We start from the raw sequence: 14,739 nt of genomic DNA, 5'->3' as shown, positions 1-14,739 counted from the left end.
AGAAGCCCCCGGTGTTATAGGGCACGCACCTATCACTCGATTTTCACGACGTGGCCAATGGGTGGCCAGTAGCGGCTACCCGGCTTGACACCCCTCCTAGAGATGACCCAGATGATGGGGACTCTTGGCTGGGTCTTGGGGTAGTAGCCGTACCCGTCGGTAAAGTATATGATGAGGTCTGTGTCGGGGTGCTTCTCGAGTATCTCGTCTATCACTGTGCTGAAGACTGTACCGCCGTATCCTCGTCTCCTCCTCGCCCACTCTATGACCGCTGGTGGCGGCGGGTCGGTGAAGACCTGCATTCTTTGCACCCTCACGTCGGCCTCTACGACAACTAGCGTCTCAACGGGGCGGTCAGCGAGAAGCTCGTATAGCGCCGCGAGGAACTCTCTGTACTCGTCGTCCTCTATGCTCCCGCTGGTATCGAGCGCCACTGTTATCTTCCATCCTCTCTTGAGAGGCCCGGGCAGGTAGACGCGTAGAGCCTCGCTCCTCCTACTTGGCCTTCTCCAGGTATAGTCGAGGGGCGCGTAGCGGTCGAGAAGCCTTTGTAGCAGCTGCCTCCAGTTTAGCTTTGCACGTAGCCCGGTAAGCTCGAGTACGTTCTCCCACTCGCCGGGCACGACGCCAGGCAGTTTGCCCGCGATGCCACTAGGTCCTGCACCGCCACCCTCCTCGACCATCTTGGCCGCCATGCGAGCTATCTCGCCAAGCTGTTCACGACCACTGCTGATGCTTCCTCCTCTCGGCGCTACGATTGACGGCTGGGCGCCGCCCCACGGGTGAGAGTCTATACTCTTGGCGGGCGCGCCGCCCTTCTTCCTGAGACAAGCCTCTAGCTTCTTGTAGATACTTTCGAGAGTCTCGTCTAACACCATGTCCCATGGCACACCGCACTTCTCTAGAAACTCGCGCAGAGCCTCTAGCCTCTTGTGATACTCGCTACCGGGGCGTGGCGCGTTAAGCACGCCATCCTCCGTGTAGAATCCTAGCGTTCTCGCGAGAGACGGGTCACCCCTAACACTCTCCTCGATAGTAGCCTCGACGATGGCGTCAGCTGCCACGTTGCATATGTTCAAGTCTCCTAGTTTCTCGCAACGCTCTGGGTGCAAGAAGAGTACGTGTAGCGCCTCGTGAACAAGTATCCTCGCTAGTTCCTCTATACGCCTACCGTGCAGCGTATACTCCATTACCGCCTTAGGGTCGACGAGTAGCCTACCATCCTTCGTGACCCCTAGCGTGCCAAGGCCGGGAGCCTCGACTGGCTTGAGAGCTAGGAGTATACCACAGAGTACACGATCTGCACCGCATATGCGGGCGCGTGCCCTCTCTATGAGGGAGCGCCACGAGACAGCAAAGAAGGGTAAGCCTAGCAAGTCTACATCACCGGCTGCATCGTGTAGTATCTTGTCAGGAGGGCGTTGAGCTGCTGGTATAGCTTGGGGTTCTTGGAGCGCAACTTCTCGAGCTTATCGCGTGCCAGGGGATGCGTGAGGCTCACTATGGCGTTAAAGTAGTCGGTTGTGAGCCTCGCCTTGCGTATCACGTTCTCCAGCGAGAGGAGGAAGTTAGCGTATACCTCTGGGTCGTCTAGAGCCGCGTAGGCGACCCTAGCGAGTATATAGTAGGCTGCCATGCTCTCGCCACGCGCCCTTACGCTAGAGAGCACCTCAGCGAGCTTCTCCGGGTTCTTTGCGAGTGTCTTGGGGGATGGGAGACCCCTCATAACCTCGGCCCAGATCTTCCACTCGTTGGCGGCATGGTTGCCTACCGCAGCAGCAATCATCATCACTGTGTCATCGTCTTCGATGCGCTTACATCCACCCGCCTCCTGACACCTCTTGAGTAGACTGCTTGCAAACTCCCAGCTACGTGGAGTTGGGAACGCGTGGCTCTCACCGACAGCCCTCATGCCGCACAACGGGTTCTTGCCGCCAGCGGCACTGGACGCGATATACTCGCGTATCCAGGGGTGCACCCCGTTAGCCTCCGCCCAGCGTAGCCAGGAGGTGGGGTCCGGACACTCTAGCGTAACGTGCACAAAGCGGTTTGCGAGGGGCGGTGCTAATGGGCGTGCATATGGGTTGTCTATCTGCTCTCGGTTACCCGCGGCAACGACGAATACGCGGTTAGAGAGGTGAAGTGATCCAACTCTCCTCTCGAGTATAACCTGGTATAGAGCTGCCTGGACTAATGGTGATGCAAGGTTGACCTCGTCGAGGAACAATATCCCCGCTATCCCGGGAAGGGAGAGTATGCGAGCCCATAGGGGAGCTGCCCACACGGTGTAGACTGCACCATCCTCCTCCACAAGCCTCGGAAGCCCCTGGACGTCACTCGGCTCAAGCTGGGATGCCCTTATGTCGACCAGCACCAGGTACTTCTCTGGCTCCTTGCTCACCATGCGGTGTGTCTCGACACCCTCGTACTCAACTAGTCGCCTGCCACTCTCCTCTGCTAAGCGTGCCGCAACCCTCCTCACAGTGTCGCTCTTCCCGACGCCAGGCGGCCCCCAGATGAACACCGCGGGGGCCTCCCTACCCCCACGACCATCGATAATGACGCTCCTCGCAAGCGCATAGAGCAGACGCTCAAGCTCAGCGTGGTCGAGTACCGGGCCGTAGCCTCCACTCAGCTTCAAAGGAGCTGTACCCTCCCCTAGACGGCCTCGAAAGGGGATAAAGCTAAGCTGCAATGCCCGTGTTTGTCAAATCGGGATAGAAGCTTTTGAGCTACGAGCTATTCTACCGCGAGTTTCTCCGCTGGCTTCGCGAGGATATCCCGGAGTGGGATTTGACCACGGAGGCTGTGAGGCTACGTGGTGTTAAGGCTCGGGGGAGAATCGTCTGCAAGAGCGGCTGTGTAGCTGCCTGTGTAGAGGAGGTTGCATATAGCCTGGAGAGGCTCGGGCTGAGTGTTGAGCTTCAAGCTCGTAGCGGAGAGTGGGTCGAGCCGGGCTCGGACATGATGCTTCTTGTTGGCGATGCTGCAACGATTCTAGAGGTTGAGCGTGTAACGCTCAACACGCTCATATACGCATGCTCTATCGCGACTACTACTAGGCGCCTGGTGGAGATGGTTAGGAGGGTTAACCCGCGGGTTAGGGTCGCCGCGACGAGGAAGACTGTGCCGGGTTTCCGCTATTGTTCAAAGAGGGCTGTTGAGGCGGGCGGTGGTGACACTCACCGTCTCACGCTTAGCGATGCTATACTAGTCAAGGATAACCACGTTGCACTCATCGGGTCGGTTGGGGAGGCTGTAAGGAGAGTAGTTGGGCGGAAGAGTTTCGTGCATCGCGTGGAGGTGGAGGTCCATAATGTTGAGGAGGCGTTGGCCGCCGTCGAGACGGGGGCTGATGCCATCCTGATAGATAACCAGCCGCCTAGCGTGGTCAGGGCTATCCTCGAGGAGCTTGAGAAGCGCGGTCTTCGCGACAGGGTTGTTGTCGAGGTGAGCGGGGGGATTACATCCGAGAATATACTGGAGTACGCGAGGCTAAATGTAGACGTGATAAGCACGAGCTTTATCACGATGAGCCCGGAGCGCGTGGATATCAGCCTGGTTGTTGAGCCTCTAGACAATCGTCGCGAAGGGGGCAGTCCCGGCACCAGGGCCCTCTCCTGACGATAACATCGCGGAGACCAAGCCAGTACGCCAAGAGCGGCTCTAGGGCTCTTAGCGACGCGTCACGGTCACAGGCTAGCACGTGTACATGAGGGTGCATCGGCGGCTGCCCATTCTCTTCGAGAGAAACCCTAACCTCCTCGACAGCCTCTGCAAGATCATGTTTATTCACACCCTTGACGTGCACGTATACAGCGTCGCCAGCGACGGGCAACGGCGAGCCGTGTAACGCTGCACAGAAGGCGTAGCCCCTCACTCGGTCCTGCTCGTAGAGCCTACTTGGCCTGCTCGAGATACTAGCATACACAACCGCCTTGACAATCCCCTCCTCGACGAGAATGCCTCTCGGCCTCCCCACTATCGGGATTCCTACAACCTCACCCACAATAGGCAACGAGAGTATGACGCGCTGCGGCGGTTTCTCTGGGAGCCTCCTCCTAGCCCCGAGCACCACCTCAGCTAGGAGCGCTACCTCCCTAACCCTCTCGTCTACAACTCTCTCGGCAGCCATGATAGCCTCGAGTCTTCGTTCACACCGCGATTGCTCCACAATGTCAGATACGCGCACATAACTGAGACCGTTTCTCAGACCACCACGGCCACGCAACGATTCGAGAAGCACGCGGAGCTCGTCAAGCGCGTATCTGAACGACTCCCAGCTCATCACATACACCACATTCCCATCCGCGTCTCTTCTCCACTAGCCACGCGTCCATCGGGAGCATGCGCCCCTATATGACTCGAGGCTTTAGTCTCATAGCTGCCGGGTAGAGCATGGAGAAGCCCGTCCTACGCGAGGATGTGCTCATAGAGGCTATGCTCGATATGTACTTTCTACTCTCTAGAGGGTATCCCCGCCGCCAGAGTCTAGAGGTGGTGGCGGCGAGGAGGGGTCTAAACAAGTGGGAGAAACTCGCCGTATACCATTGTATCCATCCTTATGAGGTCATACAGAAGGTTAGGAGGTTGACGAGGTGCCCGCCTGGCGGCGTCTATGCGGTTGACGGGTATAACGTGATAGTCTCGCTCGTATGCGTGGAGGATGGTATCCCGGTGCTAATATGCCCGGATGGCTTTGTGAGGGACGTGATGGGCGGGTGGAAGCCTCGCCCCGAGGAGGCTCTACACCCACTAATAGAGTATCTAGAGGCTCTTGAGAGGCATCTCGGTGGTCGTCCTATAGTGTATCTTGACTCGCGCGTGAGTAGAAGCGGTTGGCTCGCGTCTATGATACGGAGAGAGGGGTTTACAGCAGCAACTAGCAAGACGACAGACAAGAGTATCCTAGTCGCGGCTGAGCAGAGGGGGTACACGCCTATAACATCGGATGTTGTCGTGCTTGAGAGGGTTGGGGGGTGTAACTATCTAACCCACTATGTGCTGTTGCGCGGCGCGTTGACCGTGGATACGGCATCCCTACTATCCAGGGGGTTTGACAGTCTCGCCCGGTTGTGGGGTGTATCCCCGCCATGGCTCTCAGGCTACTAGCCGTGTCTGACGTGCATAGCCCCAAGTTTCTGCTTGATTTCGTCGCCGCGCTGAAGAGGAGGACAGGAGAGTGTAGAGAGACTAGTCTCTACATCTTTGCGGGGGACATGGTTTACAAGGGACGCGTAGAGGCTCTCAAGTCTGTACTGGATGCTCTTTACTCCGTGTGTGGCGAGAAACCGACGATAGCAGTGTTTGGTAACGAGGAGTTCATCGGGCTTGAGGAAAGGTTTCGTAAGATGTACCCGAGCGTCAAGTGGCTTGACGATGAGAGTATAGTCGTTGATGTTGACGGTGTTAGGGTTGGTGTTGTTGGGACTCGCGGTAGCTTAGAGAGGCCTACCATGTGGCAAAGGAGGAAGATGCCATGGCTGTGGAGGGTTTACGCGGAACGCATCAGGCGTGTCGAAGAGCTACTCTCCAGGGTGAAGAGAGAGGCTGATGTAACGATACTCGTATCGCATTACACGCTAACCTGGCGTACTTTGGAAGGCGAGCCTCGCGAGATATGGCCCGAGATGGGGCACCGGGGGTTCGAAGAGGTCATCAGGAGGGTTAAGCCTAGCCTCGCGATACACGGACATGCACATAAGTCTCGTGTCCTGCAAGTTGTTGTAGACAGTGTACCCGTGTATAATGTCGCGTTTCCCGCGAGACGCGACATCACGATAATAGAGGTTGAAGCTCGTGTCGAGTAGGGTAGTCGGGGCCTTGGCTTCTAGACGCGAGGAGTTTGAGAAGCTACGCGAGATGGCTAAGAGGATACTCGAGGCTTTTGAGAGCCCGTTACACGCGTTCATATACCAGAGGAGTATTGATGACGTGAATCTGGTTGCGACGGTTATCCGCGAGGCTGGTATAGGACCTCTCGTCAACCAAGTGGTGCTAAGCGGCCGGGAGGGTATCTACGCGTTACTGGTTAATGACCGGGGGTGTAAGAATGAGTGCGCATATGGTAGATGCGACCCTAGCGACCGCGAGTGTCTCGATAGATGCGTGGAGGAGTGTAAATCTAAGAGGCTGGAGGCAGTCGTCATGCGTTTGAGGGAGTATATTGGCGGGCATGCCAATCGATGAGGCCTTGGTCAAGTCTATAGCGATACTGTTCCTAATAGTAGACCCCATAGGCAACGCGCCAATATTCCACGCGGTAACGTACTCGATGAGCAGCGAGAGAAGGAAGAAGATCATCGTAGAGAGCGTGATAGCCGCTACTATCATACTCCTAGTGTTTGGGCTAATCGGCGACGTGGTGCTCTCCTATTTCGGTCTACGCATAGCAGACTTTCGAGTAGCAGGCGGCATCATACTCCTGCTGTACGGCGTCGCTGGCGTCATGGGGTTCACCGAGGCGGGTAGACTTGAAGCAGAGGGTGACGTGGAAACCATAGCTATCGTGCCTCTCGCTACACCCCTACTAGCCGGGCCAGGTGCAATAGCAACAGTCCTATACATCAAGGCTGTCTACGGCCTCTACTATGCGCTAGTGTCGACAACAGTGGTCGCAGCGTTGACACTCGTGATACTCCTGGCGGGTGGACGGCTCTTGCACCTGCTCGGGAAGAGTGGAGCCGTCGCACTCGCAAGGATATTCTCGTTCCTTCTGGCAGCTATCGCAGTCGCAATGATAAGGGAGGGTGTTGAAGAGTATATTGCTAGTATCAACGCCGAGTCCTCGAGCTGAAGACAGTCTGTCGTACAGGGCAACATGCACGAATATAGGAGAATGCTTTTACGAGTGGAGGGTTGAGGTTTGGGTCAGGGCGGGCCGCTATTCCTCACGGTATTCTGGGCTTCGGCCTCCTAGGCGGGCGTGTCATCCCCTTCTACTCATCCTGGGGTCCTGCACCTCGGCATTAATTTCGTACAGCAGCTGCTACGCTGACAACTATGTGTAGGATTGGTGGTATGTAGAGGAGGCTAGCTAAGCGTCTCTTCCCCTTTGCAGCGAGAAGCGGAGCTATGAAGATCAGCGGTAGTGCCAGTGGTGTTAACGGTGCAAGGGGTAGCAGTCCAGCTAGGCACCATGTCGCTCGCAGTATATCCGGGCGGTTTGAGCTGCGTTCATACACTCTAGGCACGATTGTCGGTAGGGTAATCATCATGAAGATGCTATAGGCGAGGGCCGCGAGAACCAGCTGCTGCTCGGTCAACAGTCTGCTCCCTTTTGACGCGTGTGGCCGTACATGCTAAAACGGCTGGTGGGCCTCAGGTGGGCGGGCTCTCGTCACCGCTCTGCGGCGCAGGTTCGCCACTGCCCCGTTGCATCACCGGCCGTTTGTAACTCACTCCTTCACCCGTAGTCATAGATTTGGACTCCGCGGCCAGGCACCCAGTCGTAGACTACCCTGCCGAGCCCCATCCTCCTCCTGTGCAGATAGACGCGGCGTATCCTCTCAGCCTCCTCGATCCTCAGTTGCACGTGCTGCTCTGTGCCTATGTCTCTACGGTGTATCAACTCCCACCCGTCAAGCAGACGTATGCCTGCAATCACCTTCTCCGCCTTCATAGACGCGTCGTGATGGCTCGTCGGCGACGCGCACACTATCTCGAGGGCCCTCGAGCCCGTCGTTAAGATCCTCCCATCTTCGGCGCGATAGACACCCGCTGTGAAAACGTGACACCCTAGCTTTCTGGCTGCTTCAAGCGCCTCAGAGTAGTCTATCGGGTGATTCTTTGCTTTAGCCCGGTTCTCCGGGTAGCCTCTGGGCGCCACGATCTTCACGACAACATGTAGATCCTCGCGTATCTCTAGCTTCGCTCCAGCCAGTTTACCAGTAGCGGCCCTCTCGAGCAACTCTACCATATCACTTTCTATTATTGGAGCTAGTGCCGATATCTCGGGGTCACCGAATCTCGCATAGTACTCTATCAGAACCGGGCCTTGCAACGCGGTGAGCATCGACTGGGCGGATAGCGCACCCCTATACTCTAACCCAGTCTCTCTCCTCAACGCCTCAATGGTCCTCTCAACGATTACTTTCGTCTCTTCAAGCTCATCCCTCGTTATGAATGGTAGCGTCCAGCCCGGGCCAGCTATGGCGCCCATGCCTCCGGTCTCAGGGCCGATATCGTGTATGAAGAGGTATGGCTGGTCTTGTACGATGGGGAGCGGTAGGACGGTAGACCCGTCAGTTATGGTCATTAGCGTGTACTCAACACCCTCAACCCTCTCCTCGACGATAACAAGATGCTCTATGTCGCCATACTTCTCGGCAACACGTCTTGCAAGTTGCTCGGCATACACCCTCCTGACCTCAGCAGCCGCCTCGTCAACGTGAGGGGCTGGCGCCGCGAACACCTTAACGCCATGTCCACCTGCCTGTCTAGCTGGCTTGACAGCCGCGTCGCCCATGGCCTCTGCTGCCTTGGCAGCCTCGTCGAGGCTCTTGGCTGCAGTGAAGCGGAGGCGACCTGGTATCCGGTACTTCCATTGAAGCTGCCTTGCAAACACCTTACTCTTCTCTATCTCGGCGAGCCTTGACCTGGCGCCGAAAACCGGGAGCCCTTCGTCAAGAAGCGCATCGCTAACACCGTGGAAGAGTGGCTCCTCGGGGCCAATCACTACGAGATCGGGGTTGACCTCACGTGCAACGCGAAGTGCCACTTGGGGATCAGTCGTCTTGCCAACGTATAGCTTACCGCCTGTTGCCTCCGCTACATTCTCGAGACCGGGGTTCACATAGTCGCTTAGAACGTAGAGGCGTGGCTGCCTAGGAGAACGTGATATCATGTAGGCTAGCGCGTGCTCACGACCACCGCTTCCTATAAGGAGTACCTTCACGCCGCTAGCCCCACGCGTGGCGCAACAAGGCCTCCTTAATAGCTGAGACTTCCGGCGAGCCTAGCAAGGCGCAACACTCACGTCACGATGCTCACAGCGTCCGGCGGCAGGTGAAGCCATAGCTCTAGCCCCTCCTTGACACCGCCCAGGATACTCCTCGCATACGCCCTTGTAGTCTCAACGTTGAGCTGGGCGCCAAGAGCCTCTATCACGAGCTTCAGCCCGTAACGCGTCTCGTAGAGGGATACCACGACACCCCGGTACCAGTTAGGCCCCTCACCCCGCACCCTGGAGAGTATCACGTCATCGCCTTTCACCGCGATATACACCCGGCTACCGGGTGGCGCGTCAACACTAACACCCTCCCCCACAACCTTCTCTCCACCAGCCTCTAACACCACGATACCGTTCTCAACGCTTAGCAGAGTTGCCGGTATGAGGTTGAAGCCTAGGAACCTAGCCGCCTCGAGACTTCTCGGGCGCAGCATGGAGGATGGTGCCCCGCTGGCAACAATACGCCCATCACGCAAGAGCACTATAGCGTCGCCCATTATCCATGCGTCTGCGAAGCTATGAGTGACTATCACAGTAGGCTTCCCGAGCTTTACCAACAGCCTCCGGAGCTCGACGCGCAGCTTATCCCTGCTAGGCGCGTCTATGTTGCTAAACGGCTCGTCTAGCAGGAGAAGCGCCGGGTCAGAAGCCAAGGCCCTGGCAATAGCCGCCTTCTGAGCCTCCCCGCCACTAAGCTGTGACGCCTTACGGTCGAGTAGATGCTCTATACCCAGCAACTCTGCATACATGCGGGCCACACGATGAGCCTCGCGTCCATGTCTCTTTCTCGCCGCGAACACTAGGTTCTCGTAGACGGTCATGTGGGGGAAGAGCGAGATGCTCTGGGGGACGTAGCCCACCCTCCTGGCCTCTGGCGGCAGGTTGACTCTACGCCACGAATCATAGACTACTATGTCACCAATCTCTATCACGCCCTTCGAGGGCTCGACTAGACCCGCTATGCTCTTCAGCAACGTCGTCTTCCCGGCACCGTTGGGCCCCAGTACTACTAGTATACCGGACTCGTGCACAAAGCTGACCTCGTCCAACACTCTCCTACCACTCCTCTCGACCACTAGACTCTCGACTCTCAATACCGCCATTTACCCACCACCTCCACACCAATCATGACAACAAAGGCCACGACAAGAGAGACAATTGTCATTGCAGCTGCAAGCCCCAAATCACCACCCTCCATAGCGAGGTAGATGGCTATGGGTATTGTCTCTGTTTTCAGCCTCGTCGCGCCCGCTAGCATAACACTAGCACCAAACTCGCCCATAGCTCTCGCAAATCCTAGCACGGTGGAAGCGAGTATGCCTCTCCAAGCCAAGGGCACCACGATATACACTAGAGTCTCTATCGGCCCGTAGCCCAGTGTCCGTGCAATGCCGATATACTCTTCGGGTATCGCCTCGATCGCTGACCTCAAACCCTTAATTATCAACGGGAGTATCACGAAATACTGTGCTACCACTAGGCCTGGTATGCTGAACACCACACCAACTAGCTTGTCGATAGTCACGCCAAGCACGTTCCTCGTGAAGAAGGCTAGTAGCGTTACACCTAGAGCTACTGGCGGCATAGCCATAGGTAGAGACAGTATGGCCTCCGCTAGGAGGCTGGAGCGCTTCTCACCGGCGATGATATAGGCTAGTGGTAGTGCGGTACACAGGGCTAGTATAGTCGAAGCTGTAGATGTTGCGAGGCTGAGTAGTATGGCGTAGCGGAACTCTTCGGACCTGATAGCCTCTAGTATGTCGCTTGGCGTTGTGAGCAGCACGATGCTAGAAAGTACCAGGAGCATGAGCACCGCTGAGGCCAGCAGCACAATCCTACCTGTCACCTTCAAGTTAGCATCCCCCTATCTTCAACGCGTGATGCTCAGCCTCCTCTGGGGTCATGTAGTGGTACTTCTCAAACACCTCCATCCCTTTGCCAAGCACGTACTCAATGAACTTCTCTGCGAGTGCCGTGTCACCACCCTTAGCGACCGCTATCGTGATGCAAGTCGCGCAGGGTACTTGGCTGCGTGGCAGCCATATCAACTCGGTCTCATTCGGATACCAGTAGTGCGCAACATGGAACGCTATTATTGCGTCTATCCTCCCCTTAGCGGTTATGAGCGTATTAACTAGATCGGCGAAGTTCCTCGCGTAGGTCACGATATTCGGCTTCACCTTGTCCCAGAGATGGTTATACTCGAGTAGCTTCTTTGCGTATCTCCCGACGACCACTGTCTCCGGGTCAGCTATCGCTATACGGACACCTGGCTTCGCAAGATCCTCTAGACACGTTATGTTGCGTGGGTTGCCTCGCGGCACTATTATAGCGGGTACCGTGCAGGCTATCAGCTTGACACTATCCGGGTCTACGAAGCCCATTCTGATAGCCTTCTCCATATCCTCTATCGACGCAACTGCCACGACATCAGCAGGATGCCCAACTTTGAGCTGCGAAAGTATCCAACCTGTACTACCATAGGCTGCCTCCACGTGTATGCCAGTGTCGCGTTCAAAGCTAGCCACTATCTCCTCCCAAGGCTTCTTCGCAATGGCAGGTAGCAACACACGGATAGTCTCCTTGTGAACAATAGTCTCGGTTGCCGTGCCATACCCGCTTCTAACCATCGTTAGAGCTAGGACAACTATGCCCAGAGCAACCAAGAGACCAACAAGAGCGAAGCGTGGTGCCTTCACAAGGAATCACCGAGTCGGCGTTAAACACCACCTGGTAAAAAGGAGTATCGCCCATGTAGCAAGCGCGAGGAGATATACACGATACCATCATTCTTTTTTTTTTTTGACTAACAATGAGGCCCGCTACGTCTTCCACTAATAAGCGGGTACGGGAGTTCGCTCGCGCGTGCTCTGCGGCACCCCGAGAGGAGATATTGGCTGGTCTTGGCGCCTGGGGCACACGCGGGGTGCTCTATTGAGCTGGGTAATGCTTGTACACTTCTTTGACCCGATATGGGATTCTACACGGTACGCTAGGTATGGTTTGATAGGGCTTAGTCACCGTGGCGTACACGAGGCAGAAGCTATTGTTATGACGAGTGACGGCATAGATGGGCCCCACATTATCGACCTACGCGGTATTCAGGAGAAGCCCCTGGAGCTTCCACGCGGATCCACACTACTTGCAGCACCTGCTGGTCGTATCGTAAAAACTAGGACCAAGAGCGGCGAGGAGATTGGCTTGGCCGTTGACGGTCCATGCGATGTTGCTAGGGTAGCAGAGTCTATCGGAGGCAAGGCTAATGACGCGAGTCCAGAGTCGCTACGCGACGCGATAGCTGCTAGTCTCGATCTGCTGCGTGGCTGTACACTCGTAGCTATAGGCGCGCGGGGCTCGTTCGCCATTTATCGGTCGAAACTCGGCCTACGCCCGTTATCCTACGGAGCCTACGGTTTCGACGCGTTCATGGCCGCCACGGAGAGCGTGGCTATAGAGCTGATGGGTGGTATTAGGAGGGGCGATCTTCCTCCTGGAACGATAATCTATGGCGACCAGGAGGTACTCGATGAGGAGGTTCTTGAGGGCGGCGGGGTTAAGGCAACATGCCTGTACGAATACGTGTACATCGCGAGACCGGATAGCGTTGTAGACGGCGTCCCCATCTATCTCTATCGTCGCGAGGCTGGCGAGAGGCTAGCAAGACATCACGATGCCGATGTTGACGTTGTGGTTGGGGTTCCTGAGACTGCACTGCCCTATGCGGTAGGCTACGCAGAGGCCAAGGGTGCTAGGCTTGAGCTAGGCTTCGTCTCTAGCATTGGGAGGCTAAGAACGGGGCTTATGGAGGACGTTGAGGAGAGAATGGTGCTAATCCACCTCAAGCTTAACCCGGTGAAGGGCGTGTTTGAGGGTAAGAGAGTAGCCGTTGTGGATGATAGCCTCGTGACCGGCATCACGCTGAAGACCGTTGCGAGGCTCTTAAGGCTCCGTTACGGCGCTACTGAGGTGCACGTTGCCATTGGTAGCCCGCTTGTAAGTGGTAGCTGCCCGTATGGTCTCGTACCCTGGGAGGAGTCTAGGCTAGCCGCCGCCAATCTACGTCTTGACGAGATTCGCTACGTACTAGAGGCTGATAGCTTCGCGAGCCTGCCGCTCAAGGAGGCGCTAGCGATACTCGAAAAGTGGGATGTGAAGCCCTGCGCCGCATGTATGGGTGGTGAGGCGCCCAGAGCCTAACCTAGCCTCAGCATTAATCCCAACTGGGGCTCGAGCAGCACATAGATACCTAGGGCTATTAGCAGCGGCCCTATGAGCGGCCTTATCTTCTCCTGGAGTCTCGTGTATGCCGCAACCACACTAGCAGCCATAGCCATCGCGAGTATCGGCGCGATAAACACTATATTGTAAATCGCTAGGCCCACAAGTTTATCGACAAGAGGGAGACCATCAAGGTATATCGCGGCTATGGCGTATGGCCCGGCGCTGCAGGGGAGGAGCGTCAGGCTCGATATGAAGCCGAACAGGTACCCCAATATCGGCGTCATCTCGGCGCTTCCGACCTTCAGTTTAACAGCCAGTTTGCACACGAGACACTCCTCGCCACCAAAGCGTATAATGCCACGGTCGCGTAGCGTAGTGAAGACACCTAGCGCGATAACGGCTGCTGCGAGTACCACACGGAGCCATGGGAGGCTGGCTAGCGCGGCTAGCAACCCAAGGCCTAGAAGGTAGTATCCTGTGAAGACACCGAGAGCAACACCAAGCCCCGTTGCTAGAGCTGCTCGGTAACCACGTATGCTAGCCACCGCAGCTACCGTTATCGTGTAGAGCGCCAAGAAGCATGGGTTGATTGCGTCCAGTAGAGCCAGGCCGACCAGCGCCGGGATGAGAGGTAGTAATTCGTTCTGAGCTTGTGCCGGGCTGCTTGTTTCGCTGGACACGTTCTGCCCGGGTAGAATCGGCGTTATCGTCTCGTTCGAGGCTAGACATAGTGCTAGCCCTCCGAGGCAAAATACACGTCTTGCCATATCACCCGCGCCCTTCTCAAACAACGATTGGTTTATCCTGGGAAGGACGTCGCCACACGTGGGTAACGAGAGACAAGTAACACTCTTGAACGTTATCTTGTTGCCAGCGGCTGCAACACCAGTGCCATTCATCAACGCCTCTAGGAGTTTAGCCCATAGCTTGTATTCGTCCGCAGTCGTGTATCCCGGCGCTATGACCTCACCGAGTATAAGCATCGTGTAGTTGCCGCAACGTACGTATGTCAGCGGCACACCGGCCATGGTGGTTAACTTCAACATATACTTCTTGAACATCTCAGCGTATGCCTTTGCGGCCTCCTTGTCAACCTCCACGTCGAGGAAGGTGATGTTCAGACCTAGCTTCTTGAGGGCCTCATAGGTAGCCATACAATGAGGGCATGTGTGCCTCCCGTATAGTATCACGCTGCAACTGTTTGTGTCCGGGGTTGATGCTGCCGCGTGAAGAGGCTGTAGAGCCACAGTAATGAGCAACAATAGCGAGATTGACATTAGAGCGTGTAGAGCCGTTCTATGTGCACGCCCGCGTACAATAGTTGTGCTCGCCAAGCTTCTAACACCCTTCGTCCAGACCTTGCGTCTCACCGTTAACCCAGTTAAAGGATACCCGTTAGGAGACCTTGACTAACATCACACATAACGATATTCGAGAGCCGGGCCGAGCATAACAAGCTAAAATGAAAAGAGAGGCTGACGCATCAACCCGAGTAAATTCGTTGCACACATGGTGCCGGAGGTTCAGCTGCATAAAACCTGGTTTCACGGCGAGCTATGGGGTAGAGG

At 56.2% G+C, this 14,739-nt stretch carries 15 protein-coding genes; 6 read left to right on the top strand and 9 right to left on the bottom strand.

The annotated features are described in order from the left end of the window. Nucleotides 1–32: 32 nt before the first annotated feature. On the bottom strand, nt 33–1,376 hold the full coding sequence (locus tag PYRFU_RS01985; protein ID WP_014025934.1) for a vWA domain-containing protein: 1,344 nt from the start codon (nt 1,374–1,376) through the stop codon (nt 33–35). 2 nt (nt 1,377–1,378) lie between these two features. After that, complete coding sequence (locus tag PYRFU_RS09830; RefSeq protein ID WP_014025933.1) at nt 1,379–2,641, bottom strand: ATP-binding protein; 1,263 nt, start codon at nt 2,639–2,641, stop codon at nt 1,379–1,381. An 86-nt stretch (nt 2,642–2,727) separates the two neighbouring features. On the opposite strand from PYRFU_RS09830, the gene nadC reads away from it, so the two are divergent. Further along, the gene (gene nadC, locus PYRFU_RS01975) at nt 2,728–3,624 is read left to right on the top strand and encodes a carboxylating nicotinate-nucleotide diphosphorylase (protein WP_014025932.1); all 897 of its coding nucleotides are present in this window, start codon (nt 2,728–2,730) and stop codon (nt 3,622–3,624) included. Here the strand turns inward: nadC and PYRFU_RS01970 are convergent. Continuing rightward, on the bottom strand, nt 3,554–4,288 hold the full coding sequence (locus tag PYRFU_RS01970) for a hypothetical protein (RefSeq protein ID WP_048191361.1): 735 nt from the start codon (nt 4,286–4,288) through the stop codon (nt 3,554–3,556). The genes nadC and PYRFU_RS01970 overlap by 71 nt on opposite strands. A 110-nt stretch (nt 4,289–4,398) precedes the next feature. On the opposite strand from PYRFU_RS01970, the gene PYRFU_RS01965 reads away from it, so the two are divergent. Genes PYRFU_RS01965 through PYRFU_RS01950 form a run of 4 tightly spaced genes read left to right on the top strand, consistent with a single transcriptional unit; the run spans nt 4,399 to nt 6,796 of the window. Then, nucleotides 4,399–5,112, top strand: a complete 714-nt coding sequence (locus PYRFU_RS01965; protein ID WP_014025930.1) for a DUF434 domain-containing protein — start codon at nt 4,399–4,401, stop codon at nt 5,110–5,112. Further along, the gene (locus PYRFU_RS01960) at nt 5,094–5,810 is read left to right on the top strand and encodes a metallophosphoesterase family protein (protein ID WP_014025929.1); all 717 of its coding nucleotides are present in this window, start codon (nt 5,094–5,096) and stop codon (nt 5,808–5,810) included. The genes PYRFU_RS01965 and PYRFU_RS01960 overlap by 19 nt, the downstream gene beginning before the upstream one ends. After that, nucleotides 5,800–6,189: a hypothetical protein gene (locus tag PYRFU_RS01955; protein WP_167827792.1), complete on the top strand. Its 390-nt coding sequence runs from the start codon at nt 5,800–5,802 to the stop codon at nt 6,187–6,189. The genes PYRFU_RS01960 and PYRFU_RS01955 overlap by 11 nt, the downstream gene beginning before the upstream one ends. Next, nucleotides 6,176–6,796, top strand: coding sequence for a MarC family protein (locus PYRFU_RS01950; RefSeq protein WP_048192231.1), 621 nt, complete (start codon nt 6,176–6,178; stop codon nt 6,794–6,796). The genes PYRFU_RS01955 and PYRFU_RS01950 overlap by 14 nt, the downstream gene beginning before the upstream one ends. A gap of 172 nt (nt 6,797–6,968) precedes the next feature. Here the strand turns inward: PYRFU_RS01950 and PYRFU_RS01945 are convergent, their stop codons facing one another. From PYRFU_RS01945 to modA, 5 genes are all read right to left on the bottom strand, one after another. Beyond that, nucleotides 6,969–7,265, bottom strand: a complete 297-nt coding sequence (locus PYRFU_RS01945) for a hypothetical protein (protein ID WP_014025926.1) — start codon at nt 7,263–7,265, stop codon at nt 6,969–6,971. Between the two features lie 140 nt (nt 7,266–7,405). Next, nucleotides 7,406–8,896 (bottom strand): phosphoribosylamine--glycine ligase, encoded by a 1,491-nt coding sequence (gene purD / locus PYRFU_RS01940; protein ID WP_014025925.1) that lies wholly within the window; start codon nt 8,894–8,896, stop codon nt 7,406–7,408. Between the two features lie 77 nt (nt 8,897–8,973). After that, nucleotides 8,974–10,053 (bottom strand): ABC transporter ATP-binding protein, encoded by a 1,080-nt coding sequence (locus PYRFU_RS01935; RefSeq protein ID WP_014025924.1) that lies wholly within the window; start codon nt 10,051–10,053, stop codon nt 8,974–8,976. Then, nucleotides 10,041–10,796, bottom strand: coding sequence for a molybdate ABC transporter permease subunit (locus tag PYRFU_RS01930; protein WP_244403883.1), 756 nt, complete (start codon nt 10,794–10,796; stop codon nt 10,041–10,043). The genes PYRFU_RS01935 and PYRFU_RS01930 overlap by 13 nt, the downstream gene beginning before the upstream one ends. 7 nt (nt 10,797–10,803) lie before the next feature. After that, nucleotides 10,804–11,649: a molybdate ABC transporter substrate-binding protein gene (modA, locus tag PYRFU_RS01925; protein ID WP_014025922.1), complete on the bottom strand. Its 846-nt coding sequence runs from the start codon at nt 11,647–11,649 to the stop codon at nt 10,804–10,806. A gap of 235 nt (nt 11,650–11,884) precedes the next feature. Here modA and PYRFU_RS01920 point away from each other — a divergent pair, with 235 nt between their 5' ends. Beyond that, on the top strand, nt 11,885–13,147 hold the full coding sequence (locus tag PYRFU_RS01920; RefSeq protein WP_052296913.1) for a phosphoribosyltransferase family protein: 1,263 nt from the start codon (nt 11,885–11,887) through the stop codon (nt 13,145–13,147). Here the strand turns inward: PYRFU_RS01920 and PYRFU_RS01915 are convergent. Then, a complete protein-coding gene (locus PYRFU_RS01915; RefSeq protein ID WP_014025920.1) occupies nt 13,144–14,505 on the bottom strand; it encodes a glutaredoxin domain-containing protein in 1,362 nt (453 codons plus the stop codon). The two genes, PYRFU_RS01920 and PYRFU_RS01915, sit on opposite strands and share 4 nt — an antisense overlap. Nucleotides 14,506–14,739 lie beyond the last annotated feature (234 nt).

The organism is Pyrolobus fumarii 1A (genome assembly GCF_000223395.1).
GTDB lineage: Archaea > Thermoproteota > Thermoprotei_A > Sulfolobales > Pyrodictiaceae > Pyrolobus > Pyrolobus fumarii.
Note: the sequence above shows the minus strand (reverse complement) of the source record. Positions and strands in the feature narration are given on the sequence as shown.